Source organism: Hydrogenophaga sp., assembly GCF_018780385.1.
Taxonomy (GTDB): Bacteria; Pseudomonadota; Gammaproteobacteria; order Burkholderiales; family Burkholderiaceae_C; genus Hydrogenophaga.
Genome location: NZ_JADMJO010000057.1, coordinates 28,188 through 50,039, shown reverse-complemented (window position 1 = coordinate 50,039; position 21,852 = coordinate 28,188). Strand labels below are relative to the sequence as shown.

Sequence of the window (21,852 nt, the reverse complement as noted above, 5' to 3'; positions counted from 1 at the left end):
GAGAAGAACATGACTGAATCGCTGCACGAGAGCCCGTCGGTGGGTGCTCCACTGGCCGCTTTGCCGACTGTGCCCGAGTTGACGCAACTGATGGTGCACCTGCTCAAGGGCGTGCTCTACCGTGAGGATGATGAGCGGCTGTGGGCGAGCCTCTTTGGTTTGCAGGCGCGGGTGCGAGAACAAGCAGCGGTGTTGCTGCTCGACCTGGTTCTTGATGAAGCCGAGGGTTACGCCTTTCTCAAGAGCCGCCCTGACCCAGACGAGTCGGAGGGCGTACCTCGGTTGCCCCGGCTCGTCGCGCGGCGCCCCCTGTCTTACCCGGTGAGCTTGATGCTGGCCTTGCTTCGAAAGCGCATGGCAGAGTTCGACGCCGGAGGAGGCGACACCCGCCTGGTGCTATCGCGCGACGAGATGTCCGAGCTGATGCGGGTGTTCTTGCCTGATGGGACGAACGAAGCCCGGCTCATCGATCAAGTGGACGCGACCATCACGAAGGTGGTCGATCTGGGCTTTCTGCGTCGGCTCAAACCCGCAGCCGGCAGCGGGCTGGACAGGGGGAACTACGAAGTGCGGCGCATTCTGAGAGCCTTTGTCGACGCGCAGTGGCTGGCCGACTTCGACGCGCAGTTGGAGGTTTACCGCACGGCGCTGGCCGGCGCTGTCCCTGGCAAGCCCCAGACCGAAAGGGCGGCCGATGCTTGAGTCGCCTTCGCTGTCACTGGATTTTGTGGACGACAACACCCGGGTAGGGTTTCGCTTGCATCAACTGGAGGTGCTCAACTGGGGCACCTTCGACAAGCGGGTCTGGCGATACAACCTCGAAGGTCGCAACGGCCTGCTCACTGGCGATATTGGTTCGGGCAAGTCCACATTGGTCGATGCCATCACCACGTTGCTGGTGCCTGCGCACCGCGTGGCTTACAACAAGGCTGCAGGAGCGGATGCTCGCGAGCGCAGCCTGCGCTCCTACGTGCTTGGTCACTACAAGAGCGAGCGCAACGAGGTCACCGGTAGCGCCCGACCCGTGGCGCTGCGCGATGCGTCAAGCTATTCGGTCATCCTGGGCGTCTTCCGCAACGAGGGTTATGACCAGGCGGTGACCCTGGCCCAAGTGTTCTGGTTGAAGGATCCTCAAGGCCAACCCGCTCGCTTGTTCGTGGCAACCGAGCGAGCGATGAACATCGCTGAGGACTTCGCCCACTTCGGCAGCGACATCTCCGCCTTGCGCAAAAAACTGCGCGCTTCGGGCTGTGAGTTGTTCGACAGTTTTCCGCCTTACTGCGCCTGGTTCCGTCGACGTTTTGGTATTGAGCACGAGCAGGCATTGGAGTTGTTTCACCAGACGGTTTCGATGAAATCGGTGGGCAACCTCACCGACTTCGTGCGCAGCCACATGCTGGAGCCGTTTGATGTGGGCAGCCGCATCGAGGCCTTGATCCGCCACTTTGACGATCTTGACCGCGCCCATCAAGCAGTGCTCAAGACCAAACGACAGGTTGAGCTGCTGACACCCCTGGTCGAGGACGGGCGTCGCCACAGTGCCCTGGTCTCGGAAATCCAAGGCTGGCGCGACGGGCGAGACGCACTGCACCCGTATTTCGCAGGACTCAAGGTAGAGCTGTTGGATCGGCGGCTGAAGCTGCTTGAAGAGGACGCCTCCCGGTTTGATGTCCAACTCGAACGTTTGGGGGCCCAGCGCGAAGCCGAGCGAACGGAGATCGCGAAGCTGGAGCGCAACTTGCGCGAGAACGGCGGCAACCGGCTGGAGGAACTGGCCGCCGATATTCGCCGCCTGGAGCACGAAAAAGCCCAGCGTCAGCAGAAGGCCGATCGCCACAGCACCTTGCTTGCGCGCATTGACGAGGCCTCGCCAATCGACGAGGCAACATTTCTCGATCAGCAACAAGCCATCGCTTCTCGCGCGGAAGGCTTGCGCGAACGCATCGCAGACTTGGACAACCGCGAGCGCGAGGAGGATTTTGCGTTTCGCAAGGGACGCGAAGAGCACACAGCCTTGTCCGAGGAGATCGACAGCCTTCAGCGGCGCAGGAGCAATATTGATGCTGCCCAGGTTCGCATCCGTGATGCGTTGTGCGCCGCACTCTCGATTGACGAAGGCGACCTGTCTTTCGCGGGTGAGCTGATCCAGGTGCGCGAGGATGAGCGCGAGTGGGAGGGTGCAGCGGAGCGGTTGTTGCGAGGCTTCGGCGTCGCGTTACTGGTGCCGGACGCGCACTACAAGGCTGTTGCGGAATGGGTGGACAGGCAGCACCTGGGCGCGCGCCTGGTGTATTTCCATGTGCGACCGAAGAAGCCTGGACAGGGTGCCAGCCTTCATCCGCAGTCGCTGGTGAGAAAGCTCGTCGTTAAACCCGATTCGCCGCACTACGAGTGGCTGGAGCAGGAACTTCGCAATCGTTTTGATGTGGCCTGTTGCGATTCGGGGGAGCAGTTTCGCCGCGAGACCCGTGCCATCACGCGTTCGGGGCAGATCAAGGATCCGTCAGGCCGCCACGAGAAGGACGATCGCAGCCGCATCGACGACCGCAGCCGCTACGTGCTGGGCTGGAGCAACGCTGACAAGTTGCGGGCCTTGCGTGACCAGCGCGAGCGCCTGGAAGACAAGCTGGCCACACTGGGCAAGCGCATGGGTGAGATCCGCGATGCACGCTCGGAGCTGAAGGACCGACTGGAGACGCTGGCCCGTTTGGAGGAGTTCTCGCGCTTCGCAGACATCGACTGGATGAGCTTGGCACGCGAGATCGCGTCTCTCGCTGAGGAGCGCGCGCGACTTGAAGCTGCATCGGACACACTGCAGGAGCTGGGACGGCAGTTGAAGGACATGCAGGACAAATTTGCCGAAACCGAGGCCAAGCACAGTGAAGCGTTGGGCAAGCGTGGCGAAGTGAGAGCCAAGCACACGGCGGCAGAAGATTTGCGGAGTTTGTCCAGTGCAGCCTGTGATGCCATGCCGCTCGATGGCCCCCAGGTTGATCGATTGAACGACTGGCGAGTTCAAGCACTCGGCGAGCATCAGCTCTCGGTGGAGTCCTGCGACAACCGTGAGCAGGACATGCGTAGATGGCTGCAGGAGCGCATCGACGCGGAGGACAAGCGCCTGGCCCGACTGACCGAGCGCATTGTGAACGCCATGCGCGGATTCAAGGAAGAGTTCAAGGCAGAAACGGTCGATATGGATGTGAGCCTGGCAGCGCTGCTTGAGTACGAACGCATGCTTGATGGATTGAAGAGCGATGACCTGCCGCGGTTTGAAGCCCGCTTCAAGGAACTCCTCAATGTCAACACCATCAATGAAATCGCCAACTTCAACGCCCAGCTTGCCCGCGAGCGGGAGACGATCAGGGAGCGCGTTGACCTGATCAATCGATCACTTCAGGTCATCGACTACAACCCCGGTCGCTTCATCGTACTGGTGGCGCAGCCCAGTCCTGATGCGGAGATCCGTGACTTCCAGCAGGATCTGCGTGCCTGTACCGAGGGTGCGCTCACGGGCTCATCTGATGAGCAGTATTCGGAGGCCAAGTTCTTGCAGGTCAAAGGGATCATTGACCGATTTCGTGGACGAGAGGGACTGTCGGATGCCGACCGGCGCTGGACCGCCAAGGTGACCGACGTGCGCAACGGATTCTTGTTTTCTGCAAGTGAGCGTTGGCGTGCTGACGGTGTGGAGCACGAACACTATTCCGACTCGGGTGGAAAGTCCGGTGGGCAGAAGGAGAAGCTCGCTTACACCGTGCTGGCCGCAAGCCTGGCCTACCAGTTCGGGCTGGAGTGGGGCGCCGTGCGTTCGCGGTCGTTTCGCTTCGTCGTCATTGACGAGGCGTTTGGGCGCGGCTCGGACGAGTCGGCGCAGTACGGGCTTCGCTTGTTCCAGCAACTCAATCTGCAACTGCTGATCGTGACACCGCTGCAAAAGATCCACATCATCGAACCTTTCGTGGCCAGCGTTGGCTTCGTCCACAACGAAGGAGGGCGGGATTCCAAGTTGCGCTGCCTGTCGATCGAAGAATATCGCGCGCAGAAGGCGGAAATTCAGGCAGAAAGCCAGATAGCAGGAAGCGCCGAGATCAGAGCTGCTGGAGGCGCGGTGAAATGAACTGGACGAACACGGCAGACCTTCGCGCCCAGGTTCAGCGCTTGTGGGATCGAGGGGACTTGCTGCGATCTTCGGTTTCGAGTTCTGTGATCTGGCCCGTACGTCTGTCGCTCAAGGTGCCCAGCGCAGGCGATCTCTCTGATCGCTTCGAGGCCGTGCGGGACTGGTTGAGTGCCTTCGCCGCCACTCCTCATGTGCGGATTGAGTGGCGAGATTGGAACCATCGGGTACAGGGAACCCAGCGTCTGCCGTCTGCCGTTTGGATCGACACACTTCAGTCGGCGTTGGCTTTGATCGGCAAAACCAGTCAGGCACAACGCTTCGAGGCGATGTGGCAACGGACCGCGATCGCGCAACCCCGGCTGCTGGATTGGATGTCCCGGCGTCCGCTGCAGGCTCTGGATCTGATCGATCGGTGGGATCGCCTCTTGGCGGTTGTTGATTGGCTGCAGGCCTATCCACGTCCCGGCGTCTACCTGCGGCAGGTAGACGCGCCCGGGGTGGACAGCAAATTCATCGAGGCCCACCGGGGGGTGTTGACCGAGCTGTTGGACTTGGCGCTGCCGCCCGAGGTTATCGACAACAGTGCGAGCGGGACATCGCAGTTCGCCCGCCGTTTTGGCTTCCTGGACAAGCCGGTGCGGATTCGGTTCCGATTGCTCGATCCATCCCTGCCCAGCTTGTCGGGTTGCCACGGGTTGCCGGACATCACGCTGGACGCTTCGAGCTTCGCTGCGCTCGCGCTGCCCGTTGATCACGTATTCATCACGGAGAACGAGACCAATTTCCTTGCCTTCCCGCCAGTGGCGAGAGCGATTGTCGTGTTTGGCGCGGGCTACGGCTGGGAACCGTTGGCGCGCGCTGCATGGCTGCATCGAAGCCACTTGTACTACTGGGGTGACATTGATACCCATGGCTTTGCCATCCTTCATCAGCTGCGTGGCTACTTTCCCCACGCATCGTCCTTCCTCATGGACCGCGAGACGCTGCTCGCACATCCTTTGCAATGGGGCGAGGAGACTGAGCCTGCACGCCACGAGTTGTCGCGCCTGACGATGGAGGAGGCAGCGGTTTATGACGAACTGCGCTTCGATCGCATCCAACCCAAGTTGAGATTGGAGCAGGAGAGGATCGGATTTGGGTGGTTCTCAGATCACCTCAGCCGTATGTCCTCGGACTTGCAGAGAACGACGACACAGTTCTCGTGAGGCCAGTGCTCATCACGATCGCGCGACCTTCTCTGTCGATTTGGAGTGGCAGAGTGCTGGTCCGGCCGCTCATGGTTAACTGCTGAAGCGAGTGGTTTGGCAAGCCATCACCGAAAGAAAAATCTGTTCTGGGTCTCTTGACGCCGGTGCTTTGTTTGAGATTCTGAAGAGAGGACGCCGAGTGTGCCTCTGTTCATAAACCAACCGAAGTAATTGACCCATGAAAATCATTTCCTCCTGCCGCTCGAGCCTGACCACGTGGGGCGTCGCAGCTGTGCTGAGCGCATGTGGCGCTGGATCAAGCGATTACCCCACTGTAGAAGACGTTAAGGCGTGGCACACCAAGACGGCCAGTAATGGCTATTTCAAGCTGCAGACCGTTGAGATCACGGACCTCGACTGCACAACCCCATCCAGGAAGGAGATGGAGCAACTGACCCGTGCGGCTGCCTTCATGGGTTCAAAGGCTGAAGAGGCGATCAAAGGGGCTGTCAAATGCAGCTATACAGTCAACGCCTCGTTCAGCGGCGTTGACAAGCCGTTTCTCAAGACCCAAGGTTATGAGGTGAATGGTCTCAAGCTCAAGAACCAAGGGTTCATGCGTGTGCCCAAGGGCGACGGCTTCGAGTGGCAGGGCAGTACACGTCGGCTTCCAAAGACGGCGGGGTGACCGGGCGCTTTGATGCAAGAGTCGTCCTCGCTTTCCATCCGCAGCCTCGAAGAGCGGCCGGCATCATGGCCGTGCTACAGGCCAGTGATAGTCGTCTTCGAGTTGATCACGCACTGCCGTGACGACCGCATCTGAAGCCGTCTCGCGCCAACTCACGCTCAGGTACGAAGTCGAAGAGAAGCTCGAGATCTGCCTCAGCCCCGCGAGTGAATCGAACCCGAAAGCTCACTCCTGGGTTTTCGCGGTACGGTTGCGCGCTTCATCGAGCTTGCGCTGCAACTGCTCAATCACGGTATCGGCATTGACATACTCGCCGGTGCGGTGGGCTTCATGCCCTGGCGTTCATGTCGCCGAAAACGACATGAATCCGTACACGTGTCGCAAGTTTCAGAAAAGGAGAACATGTTTCGTTGAAACAACTTCACCAGGTGCCGGGTGGTGCGCTCCGGTTTTGTTGACCTTTTGGACGACATGCCCCCTGAATTTTTGTGTCGTCAGTTTGAGGTCACTGCTGTGCGCTGGCGGGCTACTCGGTGTCTTGCAGCAGATTGCCTTGCCGGCTCAGCGGCGGCCAGGTCCCGGCCATCGCCCGGGTTTCGTACCAGCGGTGCATGGCCGCGTCTTCCACGGCGTATTCCCCTCGGGCCGATTTCCACACCAGCGCCGGCATGCGCTGGCGCAGGGACTCCAGCGCGTTTTGCGCCTGCTGCGGCGTCACCGCCTTGTCGCGCCCGGTCTTCTCGCGGTAGAAGCGCAGCGCTTCGGCGTCATACGGCCTGAACCGAGGGCCTTGCTCCAGCATGCGCCACAGCACCGCCTGCTCCAGCGGCTTCAGGCCCAGGTAATCTGATTCCATCTGGCCTTCATCGTCCTGCTGGCGCTGCGCAGCGGCCTGCAGCATGGCGGGCTCAAAGCGGCCCGTCAGCGCCGCCAGCGGGCTGAGCACCTGGCCCAGCGCTTCCATGAAGAACTGCGGCCTGCTGCCAAAGCCTTCAAATGCCGCCTGCAGCGTTGCCTGGTCCACCGGTGCCAACTCCGGGCGCTGCGCTTCGATCAGCTGCACGATGTGTGCAATGAAGTCTTGCCCCAGTGCCGGCATGGTCTTGATCTGCGAGCCATAGAACGGCGAGCCGTTGGTGTTCACCAGGCGCAGCAGCTTGTCTCGGTCCGAGCCCGACATCACCAGCATCAGGTTCACCACGCCTGGCCGGTTCAATTGGTCGCGGGCCGACTTCAGCGCTGTCATGGCCGCCTCGCCTGCCTCGCTGGTCAACGCGTGCTGGGCTTCGTCAATCACCAGCGCTACTTGTTTGTTTGCGGTTTCGTGCAAGGCGCGCAAGGCGTCCACCAACGTCAGTCCGTCCAGCTTGCCGATGCGGCTGGTGTCTACGTCTAGCCAGCCGGCCAGGCTCACTTTGTTCAGCCCGGCCTTCTTGGCGGTGCGTGCGACCATACCCAGATGGGGTTGCAGGGCGCGGCCAATGGCATCGGCAATCAACACCCCGGGGTCGCGCGTGGCATCGGCCCAGAGGTCCACGTACACCACCACCACGCCCGCTTTCTCGAGCGCCGGACACAGGTCTCCACGCAAGAAGGTGGTTTTTCCGGTGCGCCGGGGCGCGGCCAGAAACAGGCCGTTCTGGGCGTCGCCAAAGGCGGTCTTGCCCTGGAGTTGGTGCACCAGTTCGTCGGCCAGGGCGGTGCGGGGGTAAGCGATCATGTTTATCCCGTTTTATTCTGATTTGGATAATTTATCAAAATCAAAATAAAAGTCAATAAAAGAGTGACGCTACGTCGAACCAGCCAAGTACAGCCGGTCGGTGGGGTTTTTCCTCGATGGCGCACGTCATGCTGTCAGCAACTCTGACAGCGAGGGTGGTTGAAAATCCTGATCGAGCGTTCTCGAGAGTTGCTTGGCCAGCATCATGTGGTGTGGTTAGCCTAAAATCTGTCCTTAGGACAGATTTTAGGCTAACCACGTAAGCATGTTGATTTTACATACATTGACAGGTAACAAGAAAATTTCAAAAGCCGTCATCGCTCCTGCAGAGGGCATTGCAGACCGATTGGCGACGTGGGAGCGGCCGGTCGTCACCGACTATGAGCTGGGCGCTCTGCTGTGTGCAGCACTGCCAGCTGCGGATGCAGCCATCGAGCCTGGCGTGTACAAGGCCATTGTTGACCGTTTGAGTTCCTTTCACCTGATCTCGCCGGCCAAGGAGTTCAAGTCTGGGGCGGTGTTCCAGTTGTTTGGCCGCCCCAAGCCCTCCGCCATGGAGGTCGCGTGTGCGGTGGATCCATTTGCCTGTGTAACCCACCTCAGTGCGATGGAGTTTCACGGTCTCACGGATCGCTTCTCCAAGATCCTTTACCTGACGACCCCCCCAGACAAGGAGTGGAGAGAGCAGGCTCAAGAGAGGATGGCCAGGGATCTCGGCCAACACATGGCGGTGCACCGCGCAGCCAGGTTGCCGATGTTGCGGTACTTGGGCTTCGAGCGTGTTGAGGGTGTGCGTGTCGAGTTGATGCGGCGCTCCAGCCGCGGGGCATTCAAAGCCATCAAGTCTCCGTCCATCCGAGTCGCCATGGTCGGCAGGGTGTTTCTGGACATGGTGCGTGAGCCCGACAACTGCGGGGGCATGCAGCACGTGGTGGATGCCTACCGCGAGTACGGCTCACAGTACCTGTCCCTCATCCTGGATGAGATCGATCGTCACGGCAAGCCCATCGAGAAGGTGCGAGCTGGCTACCTGCTGGAGTCGGTTTGCAGGATCCAACATCCGCGCATCGACGGCTGGAAGGACTTTGCACAGCGGGGCGGCTCGCGCATGCTGGATCCTCAGGGCGAATACGCCCCGACGTTCTCTGAGACTTGGAAACTGTCGATCAATGTGCCTTCATTGTTGACTGATGGGCGAGCAGGAGCTGGCGAGCATCCACCACATGCTGATTGACTCGTGCCGCTCCAAGGGGATCGAGCCGGGGCCGCTGTCGATGGACGACGAGGCGGTCGTGCGCATGGCGCGCCAGGGGTATGAGGGGCTCAAGGACGATGTCGCGGGCGAACTCCCGGACTTTGAAGAGGCCATGGCCCGGGTGCAGGGGCTGTACCGTTCACTTCCGTGGCAGTAGGAAACTTGGCGAACGATCGCCGGCGGTGTGGTCGGTGGTATTGAAAACACCGATTACCGAAACCAAGCCGGCAAGGCCGGGGTTGGGATATTTGGTCGATGGAGGACTGTCGCTCGCGTTGCAATCTCATCGCCATAGGACGGTTGTGCAGCGAGGCCGTGTGATAACTCATTGGGAGCCCGAGTGAGTCACGCGCAGGTTGCAGATTTGTCTGTTTCCGCGAATTGACGCCGTCTGAGTGGCGCCAAGGCGATGCTGGAGCCATCTCGGGGCCGTAAATGGGCCTGGAGCGACCTCATGAGGGCGCCTATGCGCCCAACAATCGCATTGCTTTCTTGGTCCCCTCGAAGCCCAAGATACTGAGGACGCGTTTGAAGTTGTACGCCAACACGGCCAGGCTCATCTCGGTTGCCACGTTCTTGATGCCACGGGTCAGGAAGTGCGTCCAGCCCATCCAGTGCTTGAGCGTTCCGAACACATGTTCTACGGTGCTCTTGCGCACCGTCATGGCGTTGGGCATCTGGTCCAGCCGTTGCTGGGCCTTGTCCATGACTTCCTCATGCTCCCATCGCCTGATGCGTCGGTAGTCGCCCGTTGTGCATTGCGCCTTCATGGCACAGCCAGGGCAGGCACTGGACCAATAGATGCTGATCTGCAGTCCAGCCTCTTCGCGGCGGAAGCGGCGAATCGCCCGCTGGCCCGCAGGGCATTGGTACTCGTCGTCGCCAGCGATGTAGATGAAATCTGTCTTGTCGAACCGGCCTTCGGCCCGCGCATTGGATGTCATGGGCTTGGGCACAAGCGCTGCAATTCCGCTGTCGTCACAAGCCTTGAGCTGCATGCTGTTGTAGTAGCCGCGGTCAGCGATGGCCATCAATCTGCGCTTGCCCATCGCATCGCGCGCGGCCAAAGCGATCGCACTGAGTTGTGAACGGTCACTGTCATTGTTGGTGACCTCGTGGGCGACGATCAGATGGTTCTTCGTGTCCACCGCTGTCTGCACGTTGTAGCCCACCATGGCCGTGCCTTTGGCGCTGTGGGTGGTCATGGCTCGTGCGTCAGGGTCGGTCTGGGAGATCTGCCGATCAGGCACCGTCTCCAGTTGCGCCTTGACGACTTGAAGGTCTTGCAGTCGCTGGCGCATCTTTTGAATCTTGCCCTGCAGGCGCTCAGTCTTTGCCTGCATCTCAACTGGTTGGGTTCGATCTGCAGTCTCCAAGGCATCAAGGCATCAAGGTAGCGCTGGATGCTCTCCTCCAACTCACGTTCGCGGCGCTCGATCTTGCCTGGCGTGAAGTTGCGCTCGCGGTTGTTGACGGCCTTGAACTTGCTGCCGTCGATGGCCACGACGGCGTCGGTGAACAGCTTCAATTCGCGGCACAGCATCACGAAGCGACGGCAGACATTGCGAATGCCTTTGCCGTTGTCGCGGCGGAAGTCCGCGATGGTCTTGAAGTCAGGGGCAAGCCGGCCCGTCAGCCACATCAGTTCCACGTTGCGCTGGCATTCGCGCTCCAGCCTGCGGCTGGATTGGATGCGGTTGAGGTAACCGTACAGGTAGAGCTTCAACAGCACTGAGGGGTGATAAGAAGGCTGGCCTGTTGCGGCCGGCTTTGCGCCATCGAAACCCAAACCGACCAGGTCCAACTCATTGATGAAGACATCCACGATCCGAACGGTGTTGTCTTCTGCAATGAAGTCGTCCAGACACTCCGGCAACAACGTGACCTGCTGCCTGTCCTGACCTTCGATGTATCTCGACATATTGACCCCCGTGTCCAATATGTCTGTGAACTCTACCGAGTTCGACTTCGGGCAGGGAGAGGGTTTTCACACAGCCTCCAGCGGTTGCTGACCTTCGAGCCGCCCGCTTATCCGCATACTAGCCGCCACCTCCAGTCATTCACGCAAGCTGAGAAATGATGCGCGAATGACCGGTCTGGAAGGCTCTGCAGAAATTCGTGGCGGGTGCAAGCAACGGCGAACTCATCAGGAGGGTCGGACAAGATTCCGCCGTTCTGTCCGTTTCTGAAACAGGCCATACATCTGCGGTCCCGAGAGCCGGATGGCGCTGCTGACCCTCCGCCGTTCCGTTCTCAAAAGGACTTATTCCCTGTCCAGTGATTGCCGCACTCGGTCGGCAGCCAGATCAAATTCCAACGCCTGTACCTCCCGATCCAGAGCGGCCCACCGCTTGTTGTCTCCATCACCGTGCGCCAGCAGTTCCTCCATGGCTTCGATGGCAGACAGGTCGGCAGCCTCCAAAAAGGGCAACAGGCGCTTCAGCAGTTCGCGTTGCGCGGTTGTCAGCTCCGGCTGCACTTTGTCATCGGCAGCCTCTTCGCTTGCAGGGACCAGCGAAGCAGCAACCCCGATCTCCAGCAGCGCCTGCTCGGTCCTTGCTGCCGTTTGACGCAGCTGCTCCAGGTTGACCGTCGCACCGGACCTGGCGTGTTGCTCTTCTTCCCCTGCCACTTTTGCAAGCGCATCAGCGCCAATCGTGGCAGCTACCCCTTTGAGTGAGTGCAGCGCACGCTGGGCCGGCTTATGCTGCCCATCCAGCATGGTTGGCTCGCAGGCGTCCAGGTATTTCGGCAGATCGGCAAGGAACTGAGTGCTCAGTCGATTCAGCAGGCTGGTGCTTCCGCCCATGCGTTGCAGTGCATCCGTGCGATTGAGCAGGGCGATCTCTCGGGTCGCATATGGCATCGGCGCTTCCGACGCTTCGGCAGCTGCTGCACCACGCGTCCACTGCAACAGGGTGGCGACCAATTGATCCAGGTTGAATGGCTTGCCAATGTGGTCGTTCATGCCGGCGTTGAGACACGCCTCGCGGTCGCTGGCCATGGCGTTGGCCGTCATTGCGATGATGGGCAGGCTGCGCACACCCAGACGCCCGCGGATCTCGATCGCAGCGGTCAACCCATCCATCACAGGCATCTGCATGTCCATCAGCACCGCGTTGTAGGGCTTGCCGGACGCCATGGCGGCCTGCACCGCTTCCACGCCTCGCAGACCATTGTCGGCAATATCAACCGCCGCGCCTTGGCCGCTCAGCAACTCTTCGGCCACCTGCTGGTTGATGGCGTTGTCTTCCACCAGAAGTATGCGCAGCCCTTTCAGTGGTTGCACCACCCGGGCCGTTGAGCGGACGTTTGCACTGACCGCGTTGGGTTGAACGGCCAATTGCAGCGCTTCAAGCAGCATCGAGGCGGTAACCGGCTTCACCAGGTACCCATCGATCAGGCTTTGCACCTCGGTCGTTTGCTGCGCCAGCATTTCACGGCCGTGGGCAGTAACCATCATGACGACGGGCGAGGCGGTGGAGTCGTTGCTGCCGTCAACCAGAGAGCGGATGCGGGCGCTGGTCTGCCAGCCGTCCAGACCCGGCATCATCCAGTCGACAAAAACCGCTCGGTACGGTTCACCGCGGGCATTGCGCGAAGCGATGTGCGCCAGGGCGGCTTCGCCGCTCTCTGCGGTGTCGATCCGCCAGCCCAAAGACTCCCCCATCCTGGCCATCAGCTCCCTGGCCACCGGGTTGTCGTCCACCACCAGCACCGCAAGTCCTGGGATGCACCACGGAACCATGTCAGCCTGTGTGTCTCTCGTCCCCGCGCCCGTGTTGGACGCGGTCTCCACCACCGGCAGCATTACGTTGAACGAGAAAGTGCTGCCGCTGCCCTCGACGCTTTCAAGTCGAAGTTCACCACCCATGAGCTCAATTAGTCGACGTGAAATCGACAGGCCCAGTCCGGTGCCACCAAAGCGCCGGGTGGTGGAGGCCTCGGCCTGGGTAAAGCCTGCAAAAATCTTGTGCTGGTTTTCCGGTGCGATGCCAATGCCGCTGTCCTTCACAGAGAAGTGCACACGGGCATACTGTTGAGGCGTATTTCCCTCCAGGCTTTCCAGGTGGACCTGAAGCACGATCTCGCCGTGCGAGGTGAACTTGATCGCGTTGCCGCCCAAGTTTATCAGAATTTGCTGCAGGCGCAGGCTGTCTCCGAGCAGATGGCGCGGCACCCGTGGATCGATGTCGAACAGCACCTCCACCGGCTTGTTGCCCAAGCTGGTCGAGAAAATCACCGACAGGTCACGCATCAGCCGGTCAAGATCGAAAGGCTGGGGGTCCAGCGTCATCTTGCCCGCTTCCACCTTGGAGAGATCCAGGATGTCGTTGAGCAGCCCCAACAGCGACTTGGCCGCGCCCTCGGTTTTCACCACATAGTCCAACTGGCGCGGCTGCAGCGGCGTCTTGTGCATCAGTGTCAGCATGCCCAGAATCGCGTTCATGGGCGTGCGAATCTCGTGACTCATGTTGGCGAGGAACTGGCTCTTGAACAGACTGGCTTGTTCTGCCTGGTCTTTCGCAGCCAGCAGCGCGTCAGCCTGAGCCTTTTGCTGGGTGATGTCGATGTTGGTGCCATACATCCAGCCAGGTGAGCCATCTGGCTCGCGGCTGGCCAGTTGACCACGGGCCTGTACCCAGATCCATCGGCCACTACTGTGGCGCATGCGGAATTCGGCCTTGTAGAAGTCCAACTCGCCGTTGAAGTGCTGCCTCATCGCCTCATCTGATGCACCGGTGTCGTCCGCGTGCACGAGGCTCATCCAGGTGTCAATCGTCGTGGGTTCAAGCTCTTCTGTTGTGTAGCCCAGTATCTCTGCCCACCGCTCGTTGAAGATAATGTGACCGCTGGGCACATGCCATTCCCAGGTGCCTGCCTGGGTGCCTTTGAGAATGTTGTCCAGCCGCTTGCGCTGGGATTCAAGCTCGATTTGTGCCCGCTTCTGCTCGGTGACATCGGTTCGGATGGAGATGTATTTCTCCACCATGCCGTCGATACCTACAAACGGCACGATGGTGGAGTCCACCCAGTACAGCTGACCGCGCTTGCTCCGGTTGCACACCTCGCCCCGCCATATCTGGCCACTGCTGATGGTGGCCCAAGCGTTGGCCCAGAATTCACTGGATTGCGTGCCCGACTTGAGCAGCCGGTGGTTGGAGCCGATCAGCTCCTCGCGCTCGTAGCCGCTGATGCGCACAAACTCCTCGTTCAAGTCGAGGATGTTGCCCTGCAGGTCGGCCACCGAGTAGATGGTGCCCTGATTGATGGCTTTCATCAGGGACTCGTTCTCTTGCACCGCGCCTTTGAGCCGCTCCAACGTTTCGTGCCGGTCGGTCACATCGCTTTCAATGGCCATGAAGCCTGTGTGCAGCCCGCTTTCGTCGAACAGAGGGGTGATTTCAAGCTCCAGCCAGTACAGCCGCCCGTCTTTTCCACGGTTGAGGATCTCCGCCTTGCAAGGCTGGCGCAGTGCGAGTGCCTCGCGGATATGGGCGACCGTTTGTGGGTCGGTCTCAGGGCATTGCAACAACTTGCCGGGTGTCCGGCCCACGGATTCTTCCAGCGTGTAGCCAGTGATGCGGGTGAAGCCTTCGTTGATCCATTCGATCAGGCCTTCGGGCCCGGTCAGGATCACGGCGTTGGTGGTTTCGCGCGCCACACGGGCCAGAAAGTCCAGTTCTTGTTTATGCGATTCGGCCTCTGAAAGCGCTTGCATCAGTTGCCCTTGCAAAGCGTCCTGGCGCTCATAGGCTTGTTGTTGCAGCATCGCATCCTGCCGCACGCGTTCAAGCAGCTGATTCGTTCGATGCGCCAGTCTGCTCAGCTCGTCATTCCCGCTTGCCCGAACCGTTCCGCCCACGGTCGGTCCTCGCTCAATGACGGCCTTGAGATCCTCGTAGAGGTTCAGCATCCGACGCAGCACCAAGCGGTACAGCAAAACTGACAACAGCAGGCTTGCAATCAACCCAGCAACACCGGCAAGGACAAGGCCTGCTTGACTGAGCTGAATTTGACCGACCCGCAAGGGTCTGTCCAACCGAAGAATCAACTGCGCAACATGCACACCTTCGCTGTTTGACAGCGGTGTGAACAGATCGATGTTTTGGTCATCGATGATTTGCAGGCGCGTGTGCAGGGCCGACAACGGGGGCGGCTCCAGAGTCAAGCTGATAGGTCTCAAGAGAACATTGGCCAAGCTCAGCACTTCAGCCGAACTGAAATCACGGACCATCACCATGGCCCCGCTTGGCTCGTTGGACAATGCGGGATCGAGAATAGCTGCGATGGCCACCATGTACAGCCGTTTGTTCCAGGGCAACAACGTCTGCAACGTAGCGCCTGCATTGGAGTCGCCGAATACCGATCCAGTGAGAGGTCTTAGCTGATCTATCAGATTCGGATCCAGTTGATCTGACCACCCCATTTGACCGCTGGCGACACTTCCAACATACCGACCTGCTTTGTCAAACACCACAACGCCAGACAAGCCCATGTCGCTCATCTTCGTGACATCAAACAGGTTATTCAACTCATTCGATCTGCTGCCTGCAGCATAAGAGACCATGTCAGCCGAATAAGCAGCACTCCTGACTTGGGCGGCAAGACCTCGAAGTTGCTGGTTCACCAATCGACTCGCCCTTTCACCCTCGGCGAATGCCGCCTGGGTTTCGAGATTTGTGAATGATGCGGACATGATCCATCTCGCGCCCATCACGGCCAGCAGAGAGCACACGCCGACGGTGACGAAGACGAGCGCCCATGCCTTGTAACTGAGCTTCATGGCGCGTCGTCTTCAGGAACAGAGCCAACGAAGTGTGGCCAGTGATGTTGATTCATCGACAGTCGCCTAGGTGATATGCGCGCATGAAAGACACAGGCCAGAACGAAATTGCGGTGTGCATCGACAGTTTGAACTGATTCGGGTCGCCTTGAACCGAGAATCAGCGGCTACTAAGGCTGGCTTTATTCGACTTAAGCAGGTGTTGCGATGAGGCACTCTGCCTGCTCGAGAATCGAGCGCAAATGGCTAAGTATCACGATGGCTGTAAGGGTCGATCGGTGTCGGCGGCGGTACTTGTTGGCGCCCATCGAACCCGTCAAGATGCTTTTGAGCAAGGCTGTGGAGCCCAGACCTGTCGAGACGATCAGTCGCTCACCTTCATCGAAGGAGCAGACCGGCATCAGGTCACGTTGTTGCCAGAATGACTATTTCTCAGCCTCGCGCGCTCACCAAGCTGGGTAGTCAGTACGATAACGAAAAATCGCCATCGATCCTCGTACGGTCATGACACCACGCACGCTGCATCCACCCCAAGGCACCGAGCAACTCGTGGCCGCGCTGCTGGCCATGCAGGTGCGGTTCATGTTGGTGGGTGGCCTTGGCGTTCAGCACTACTGCCCGGAGCGAGTCGCCGCTGATCTGGAAGTCTTGATCGAGTCCAGCGAAACAAATGCCACGGGCGTTGCTTATGCTCTGGACAAGATAGGGTTCACCATGCTGCCCGAGACGGTGCGACTACTTTTTGCACCAGGGCCCCGGCCGCAACAGATCCAGCTGCACCCGACGATCCCCGCGGACATCCTGACCGAGGGTGAGGACTTCGATTTCATGGCGCACTGGGAGCAAAGCGAGCGGGCCAACCTTCTGGCCACACCGGTCCGGGTTGCATCGCCGCAACTCCTCATCACCATGAAGTCCAGGTCCACGCGGGAAAAGGACGCTCAGGACGTTCTCCTTCTGCAGAGCTACCTGGAAACAAAGGCCGCCCGATAGGCCGAAGTTGCTGACCTCGCTTCACGGGCCCTGTCGACAGGTGCGAGGTTGGAGTCAACGCCACTCCCAGGACGATCAGCCTACAGAGGTGCCAAAGCGATTCATGGTTTCAGACAGTCGGGCAGCCTGGTCCTGAAGGCTCTGCGCAGCGCCCGCGCTCTCTTGAACCAATGCTGCGTTCTGCTGCGTGATCTGGTCGAGCTGGTTCACTGCTGCGTTGATGTGCCCGATGCCGTCGCTTTGCTCCGATGCCGCCGAGGTGATCTCGCCAATCATGTCCGAGACACGCTGCACCGAGCCCACAATCTCGCTCATGGTCTGGCCAGCGTCTGCGACCAGTTTGCTGCCAGCTTCCACCTTGTCCACACTCGCGCCAATCAGACCTTTGATCTCTTTGGCAGCTTGCGCGCTGCGCTGCGCCAGGTTGCGCACTTCCCCAGCCACAACTGCGAAACCGCGACCTTGCTCACCGGCCCGCGCGGCTTCAACCGCTGCGTTCAAGGCCAGGATGTTGGTCTGGAACGCAATGCCGTCGATGACACCGATGATGTCGTTGATCTTTTTGCTGCTGTGGTTGATGTCGTCCATGGTGGCGACCACCTGGCCCACCACCCGACCACCGCGCGCGGCAATCGCCGCCGCGCTGGTTGCCAGCTCATTGGCCTGGCGTGCGGCATCGGCGCTCTGGCGCACCGTACTGGTGAGTTCCTCCATGCTGGCGGACGTTTGCTGCAGGTTACTCGCCGCCTGCACAGTGCGCGCGCTCAGGTCCTGGTTGCCCGTGGCGATCTCTTGCGACGCCGCATTGATGTTGTCAACGCCTTCGCGAATTTCCGTGACCAGCAAACCCAGGTTGTCCTGCATGCGCTGGATGCCAGCCAGAACGCGACCCATCTCGTCCGATCCACCCGGGCTAACGCGTGTGCCGAGATCGCCCCTGGCCACGCACTCAATGGCCGCAGCAGCCGAAGCGAGCGGCAAGATGATGCGCTGGCCGATGGCGTAGCCCAGCACCAGCATCACACCAAGTGAGGCGACCGACACCACAACCGTGAGCTGCAAAGCGCTTCGCTGAATGACCGACAACCGAGTGACCGTTGCCGTCACTCGCTCCGACACCTTGCTCCCGATGTTGCTCAGCGCTTCATCGACAGAGCGCACCTGCACCAAGGCAGGTTCTAGCGCCTGATTGGCCCGCCAAGGGTCGTTCACCTCACCTCGGGTGATACCCACATGGATGGATTCAACCACCTTTGCATAGCCTGCCAACGCGGCGAGCAGGTTATCCGCCTGCAATTGCTCTTCAGTGCTGAGAAGGGGACGAAGCTCTGCAATCCGCTGATTGCCAAGGTCCACCTGTTCACGCCACCATTTGTGATCAAGGTTGAGCGTTTCCTCATCTGCAAGGTTGAGGAACATGTCCTTTTCGAGGCGGCGCATGTTACCGACGTTCGCACGCAGCTCTCCGAGCACCTGCACGGTGGAGACCTCCTGTTGCGCGAGCTGCTCGCCTGAGCCGATGGCCTGCTGTAGGCCGCGCAGCGCTGTGATGGCGACCATGAGAATGCCCAGCGCGCATACGCCGACCAATAAAATGAGCTTGGCTCGCGTGGAGATGTGTGAGATCCAGTTCATGGTGTTCGGCATGTAAGGTTTGGTGACTGAGCAGTAGGTGACTTGCTGGGTATATCGGTTGATGCAGCGACGCCTTGAGTTGGATTTTGTGCAAAGAACGTTCACATGCCCCGCCATTCGTCTGATTGACGCTACCTTCTTGATAGCGTTTGTGAAGGTTTTATGAAAAAACTGGGTTTTGCTGCAAACGATAGAGTGACCAACGGCCGGGGAAAATGCGGCTTTCGTGAGGTGTGGCACGACGCAAACCCGCCAGGGCGAACCTTCTCCGCAGGCAAGTCACGATGGCGGGGCAAACCGCAGGATTTCAATTGGTTCGCACTTGAGCTCGGTGGGAAGCCGGAGACCATGAAGGCGCGCCCCGCGAACACTCACTCTGGAGCCTGTGGACAAGTTCACACAATCAACGAGTTTGTTGCCGGTGCGTGGGATCCACGCCTGCGGTTCACTGCGATGTCACTCTATAGAAAGAAGATTTGGCGCCAAGTGTTGGAACAGTCCTCTCTGAATACGAACATGCTCAACAAAACAGAAAAGGGCCGCGCCGAACTGCAGCGGGGACGTCGCTCGCTTGATCAGCGACAACGCGCCGTTTTGCTGGTGGCCGATGGACATCAAACGACAGATTCCCTCAACGCCCTCTTCGGTGGATTGGGCGAGCAGATCGTGCGTGAGCTACTTGCTCAGGGCTACATCTCCGACGAAGGACTCACGGTCGGAGAAGTCCGACTTGCCCCGCGCGCGCCACAATTGGCACCGCAGCCGTCCACACGCTCAGAACACCAGGGTGGGGGAGATGCGTTCACTGGCCCGCGCTCACTTGCAAGTGCACGCATGTTTTTGTTTGACATCAGCGAGCGTCTGTTCGCGCCCCGCGAAAAGGCTCTGGCACAGCAATTTCGAGACGCACTGCGCGAGGCACGCGACGCCTCATCAATGCTGGAGGTGAGCCGCGAGATGCTAATCGCGATCGAAGCCATGGCAGGTCCTGCCCGGGCCAGCGCAATTCGCGATCGGCTCGCCAAATTGCTTCCCGACTCGACGATTGGGAGCGTCTGAACGGGTTCACTCAGGTGCACCCATGAACGCTTTTGAAGAGCCCTCGCAGTGCGTCCAACACATCGCAAACGGACGATTTGAGACAACCCGTGTGTAGCTGCAATGGCGTTGGCCGGGGGCAGCTACCGTTGTACCGCTCTGGTCAGCGCTGCCTCAAGGTCATCCGCTGGTGTCGGCTTGAACAGGATGTCTGCAAACAACGTCGAAGCCTTCAACGCCTCTGTTTGAGCATCATTGAGAAAGCCGCTGACCAAGATGATGGGCGGCGGGCTTTCTGTTTTGGAGATTCTTTCTGCCAAGGCCAGCCCGCTCAATTCCGGCATGGTCAAGTCGGTGAGCACGATGGCCCAGTCCTGTGCAGCCTGTTGAAAGCACTGCCATCCTTCCTCCCCGTCACTGGCTTGAATGACCTCCCAGCCTCGCCTTTGCAGCAAGCCCGCCCAAGCGGTGCGCAGAAGTTGATCGTCATCCACGAGCAGGACTCTGCCGCGTTGAGCAGTGAGAGGTTGAGGGCTCTTTGGACTGCCCTCGGAGGGCTTGTTGGTTGCAGGAATCAACAGGTGGAAGCACGTACCCCTGCCCACCTCGCTGTACACCCCCACGCTGCCCCCGTGGCGATGCATGATGCCGTGAGCGACCGACAGCCCCAGACCAGTGCCTTTGCCCACCGCTTTGGTTGTGAAGAATGGCTCGAAAATGCGGTCCAAGTTTTCCTCGGCAATGCCAGGACCTTCATCGCACACTCGCACATGCAAGTACGGGCCAGCCTGCAGTCCTGCGCTGCCCGGAATCTCGGGGTCTTCAATGTTGAATGGAAGCTGGATCTTGTGTATGAGCAGCGTGATTTTTCCCTTCCCATCCATCGCATCAGAGGCGTTGATCAATAGATTCACCAGAACCTGTTGAAGCTGTGTCGGGTCGGCCAGCACGGTATCGCTCGCACCTTTCTTCACCCACTCAATTTCTGTGCCTTTCATGAGTCCAGATGCAACAAAGGCCAGTGATCTTTCAACCAGGGCAGATAGATTGGTCTCTTCAAGCCTTGGCTGTGACTGGCGGCTGAAGGTCATCAGCTGCCTGACCAAGCCACCGGCGTACTCGGCCGCTTTTTGTGCGTGTTCGAGTGATTCGCGACTCGGATGGTTTTCAGGCAGATCTTCCTTGGCCATTTGAATCCACCCGTTGGTACCAGCCAGAGAATTGTTGAAATCGTGGGCCACTCCAGCGGAGAAACGCCCGATGGCCTCCATTTTCTGACTCTGCATCAACTGCAACTGGAGGGACTCATGCCTGCGTGATGACTGTTGCTGCTCGAGGAAGTCGGCTCTGACGCGCTTGAGCAAGCTGTTGATGCTCGCAGCAAGCGACGTCAGTTCGTCGTCACCGTTCACGCGTATCAGGCTCTCACTGGACGTGTCTGAAACACCGATGGACTGAAGCTGCCGAATGATTTGCTTGACTCGGCGCAGCACAAATCTATTGAGCACCACGACCAGCGCGCCACCGAGCAGTAGCCCAAGAAGAACCATGTGCACGATCGATGCATAGACGATGGACGTGATGGACTGGTACATGTCACGCGTCACTGTGAAGGCCAACTGCGCCACCGGTTGACCATCGACTCCCATCACTGGAACAGAAATTCTTCCTCGTTGTTCGGACAACTCGGTGAACGAAATCTCTTTGGTTTGGAGCGTTCTGGCGACTTCGAGGGTTACTGGAGCCATGAGTGTTTGGCTGACCCGTGCTAGCTCCTCATGGCCAAGTTTTCGGGCCATGAGTAAAACACCGATCGCCGGGCTATTGAGCAGCATGTTTTCACGCACAGGATGCGCTGCCAACATGAAAACATCATCTTCTTCTCGCACCACCGTGACCAGGGGCGTTGGGCCGGTGCCGGCCTTGAAGATGGACAGCGCCGTCTCAATCCAACGCTGGTGCCCATCGGGCTGATTTGAGCTTGGTTGCTGCGTTGTCTGTGACAGGCTGTCAGCAAATACCCGAACCGGGATCCTTCCGGGCACCAGCGCGTCGAGGAGCCAAATCTCGCTGAGTCTGAGATTTTCGACATTTTCCGCGGCGAGGGAGTACACGGTGTAGGTGTCATCCTCATAGCGCATTGCTGTCACCACATTGGGCAGCAACGCATGGCTGAAAGCGAGATCCGAGAGTTGGCGAAGGTCCTGCTCCAGCCAACGACTCACCTTTTCACCATCTTGCAAAGCCGCTTGTATTTCAAATGTGCGGGCAACACGGTTGATTGCGTATGAAGCCACCATGGCGGTGAGTGCTGTGGCCACCCCCACGACCAGAACGACAATCGACAGGGTTTTTCTTTGGAGCTGCATCTGCCAAGTTTATCGACCGTTGGTTCGCGTGGGGCCAATCTCCACAAGGCCCGGGCATGG

At 59.5% G+C, this 21,852-nt stretch carries 12 protein-coding genes and 1 pseudogene; 8 read left to right on the top strand and 5 right to left on the bottom strand.

Annotated elements, in window-relative coordinates:
• The first annotated feature begins 90 nt into the window (after nt 1-90).
• The 4 genes from IV113_RS17920 to IV113_RS17905 all read left to right on the top strand — a co-directional run bounded on the left by IV113_RS17920 (nt 91) and on the right by IV113_RS17905 (nt 5,995).
• Nucleotides 91-702 carry a DUF4194 domain-containing protein gene (locus tag IV113_RS17920; protein ID WP_291087712.1) on the top strand — a complete coding sequence of 204 codons (612 nt, stop codon included), beginning with the start codon at nt 91-93 and terminating at the stop codon, nt 700-702.
• Complete coding sequence (locus tag IV113_RS17915; protein ID WP_291087701.1) at nt 695-4,117, top strand: ATP-binding protein; 3,423 nt, start codon at nt 695-697, stop codon at nt 4,115-4,117. Before IV113_RS17920 ends, IV113_RS17915 begins: the two co-directional genes overlap by 8 nt.
• A complete protein-coding gene (locus tag IV113_RS17910; protein ID WP_291087698.1) occupies nt 4,114-5,325 on the top strand; it encodes a DUF3322 domain-containing protein in 1,212 nt (403 codons plus the stop codon). Before IV113_RS17915 ends, IV113_RS17910 begins: the two co-directional genes overlap by 4 nt.
• 220 nt (nt 5,326-5,545) lie before the next feature.
• Nucleotides 5,546-5,995 (top strand): hypothetical protein, encoded by a 450-nt coding sequence (locus IV113_RS17905; protein ID WP_291087695.1) that lies wholly within the window; start codon nt 5,546-5,548, stop codon nt 5,993-5,995.
• 526 nt (nt 5,996-6,521) lie between these two features.
• Here the strand turns inward: IV113_RS17905 and IV113_RS17900 are convergent.
• The gene (locus IV113_RS17900) at nt 6,522-7,715 is read right to left on the bottom strand and encodes an ATP-binding protein (RefSeq protein WP_291087692.1); all 1,194 of its coding nucleotides are present in this window, start codon (nt 7,713-7,715) and stop codon (nt 6,522-6,524) included.
• Nucleotides 7,716-7,980: 265 nt separating this feature from the next.
• Here IV113_RS17900 and IV113_RS17895 point away from each other — a divergent pair, with 265 nt between their 5' ends.
• Nucleotides 7,981-8,949 carry a hypothetical protein gene (locus tag IV113_RS17895; protein ID WP_291087690.1) on the top strand — a complete coding sequence of 323 codons (969 nt, stop codon included), beginning with the start codon at nt 7,981-7,983 and terminating at the stop codon, nt 8,947-8,949.
• Nucleotides 8,939-9,127: a hypothetical protein gene (locus tag IV113_RS17890; RefSeq protein WP_291087687.1), complete on the top strand. Its 189-nt coding sequence runs from the start codon at nt 8,939-8,941 to the stop codon at nt 9,125-9,127. Before IV113_RS17895 ends, IV113_RS17890 begins: the two co-directional genes overlap by 11 nt.
• Nucleotides 9,128-9,434: 307 nt before the next feature.
• On the opposite strand, the pseudogene IV113_RS17885 reads toward IV113_RS17890, so the two are convergent.
• Nucleotides 9,435-10,891 (bottom strand): annotated as a pseudogene (locus IV113_RS17885) (IS1182 family transposase).
• Between the two features lie 342 nt (nt 10,892-11,233).
• The gene (locus tag IV113_RS17880) at nt 11,234-15,757 is read right to left on the bottom strand and encodes a PAS domain S-box protein (protein WP_291087684.1); all 4,524 of its coding nucleotides are present in this window, start codon (nt 15,755-15,757) and stop codon (nt 11,234-11,236) included.
• Nucleotides 15,758-16,261: 504 nt separating this feature from the next.
• Here IV113_RS17880 and IV113_RS17875 point away from each other — a divergent pair.
• Nucleotides 16,262-16,750 carry a hypothetical protein gene (locus IV113_RS17875; RefSeq protein WP_291087682.1) on the top strand — a complete coding sequence of 163 codons (489 nt, stop codon included), beginning with the start codon at nt 16,262-16,264 and terminating at the stop codon, nt 16,748-16,750.
• Between the two features lie 75 nt (nt 16,751-16,825).
• Here the strand turns inward: IV113_RS17875 and IV113_RS17870 are convergent, their stop codons facing one another.
• Complete coding sequence (locus tag IV113_RS17870) at nt 16,826-18,397, bottom strand: methyl-accepting chemotaxis protein (protein ID WP_291087679.1); 1,572 nt, start codon at nt 18,395-18,397, stop codon at nt 16,826-16,828.
• Nucleotides 18,398-18,547: 150 nt separating this feature from the next.
• Between IV113_RS17870 and IV113_RS17865 the strand changes: the two genes are divergently transcribed.
• On the top strand, nt 18,548-19,444 hold the full coding sequence (locus IV113_RS17865) for a hypothetical protein (protein ID WP_291087676.1): 897 nt from the start codon (nt 18,548-18,550) through the stop codon (nt 19,442-19,444).
• Between the two features lie 122 nt (nt 19,445-19,566).
• Here IV113_RS17865 and IV113_RS17860 read toward each other — a convergent pair whose 3' ends face one another.
• Entirely contained in the window at nt 19,567-21,792 is a 2,226-nt protein-coding gene (locus IV113_RS17860; RefSeq protein ID WP_291087673.1) for an ATP-binding protein, read from the bottom strand.
• Nucleotides 21,793-21,852 lie beyond the last annotated feature (60 nt).

Coding starts and splice junctions, on each gene's coding strand:
- IV113_RS17920 (WP_291087712.1), top strand. CDS start 91: ATGGTGCACCTGCTCAAGGGCGTGCTCTACCGTGAGGATGATGAGCGG.
- IV113_RS17915 (WP_291087701.1), top strand. CDS start 695: ATGCTTGAGTCGCCTTCGCTGTCACTGGATTTTGTGGACGACAACACC.
- IV113_RS17910 (WP_291087698.1), top strand. CDS start 4,114: ATGAACTGGACGAACACGGCAGACCTTCGCGCCCAGGTTCAGCGCTTG.
- IV113_RS17905 (WP_291087695.1), top strand. CDS start 5,546: ATGAAAATCATTTCCTCCTGCCGCTCGAGCCTGACCACGTGGGGCGTC.
- IV113_RS17900 (WP_291087692.1), bottom strand. CDS start 7,715: ATGATCGCTTACCCCCGCACCGCCCTGGCCGACGAACTGGTGCACCAA.
- IV113_RS17895 (WP_291087690.1), top strand. CDS start 7,981: ATGTTGATTTTACATACATTGACAGGTAACAAGAAAATTTCAAAAGCC.
- IV113_RS17890 (WP_291087687.1), top strand. CDS start 8,939: ATGCTGATTGACTCGTGCCGCTCCAAGGGGATCGAGCCGGGGCCGCTG.
- IV113_RS17880 (WP_291087684.1), bottom strand. CDS start 15,757: ATGAAGCTCAGTTACAAGGCATGGGCGCTCGTCTTCGTCACCGTCGGC.
- IV113_RS17875 (WP_291087682.1), top strand. CDS start 16,262: ATGACACCACGCACGCTGCATCCACCCCAAGGCACCGAGCAACTCGTG.
- IV113_RS17870 (WP_291087679.1), bottom strand. CDS start 18,397: ATGCCGAACACCATGAACTGGATCTCACACATCTCCACGCGAGCCAAG.
- IV113_RS17865 (WP_291087676.1), top strand. CDS start 18,548: ATGAAAAAACTGGGTTTTGCTGCAAACGATAGAGTGACCAACGGCCGG.
- IV113_RS17860 (WP_291087673.1), bottom strand. CDS start 21,792: ATGCAGCTCCAAAGAAAAACCCTGTCGATTGTCGTTCTGGTCGTGGGG.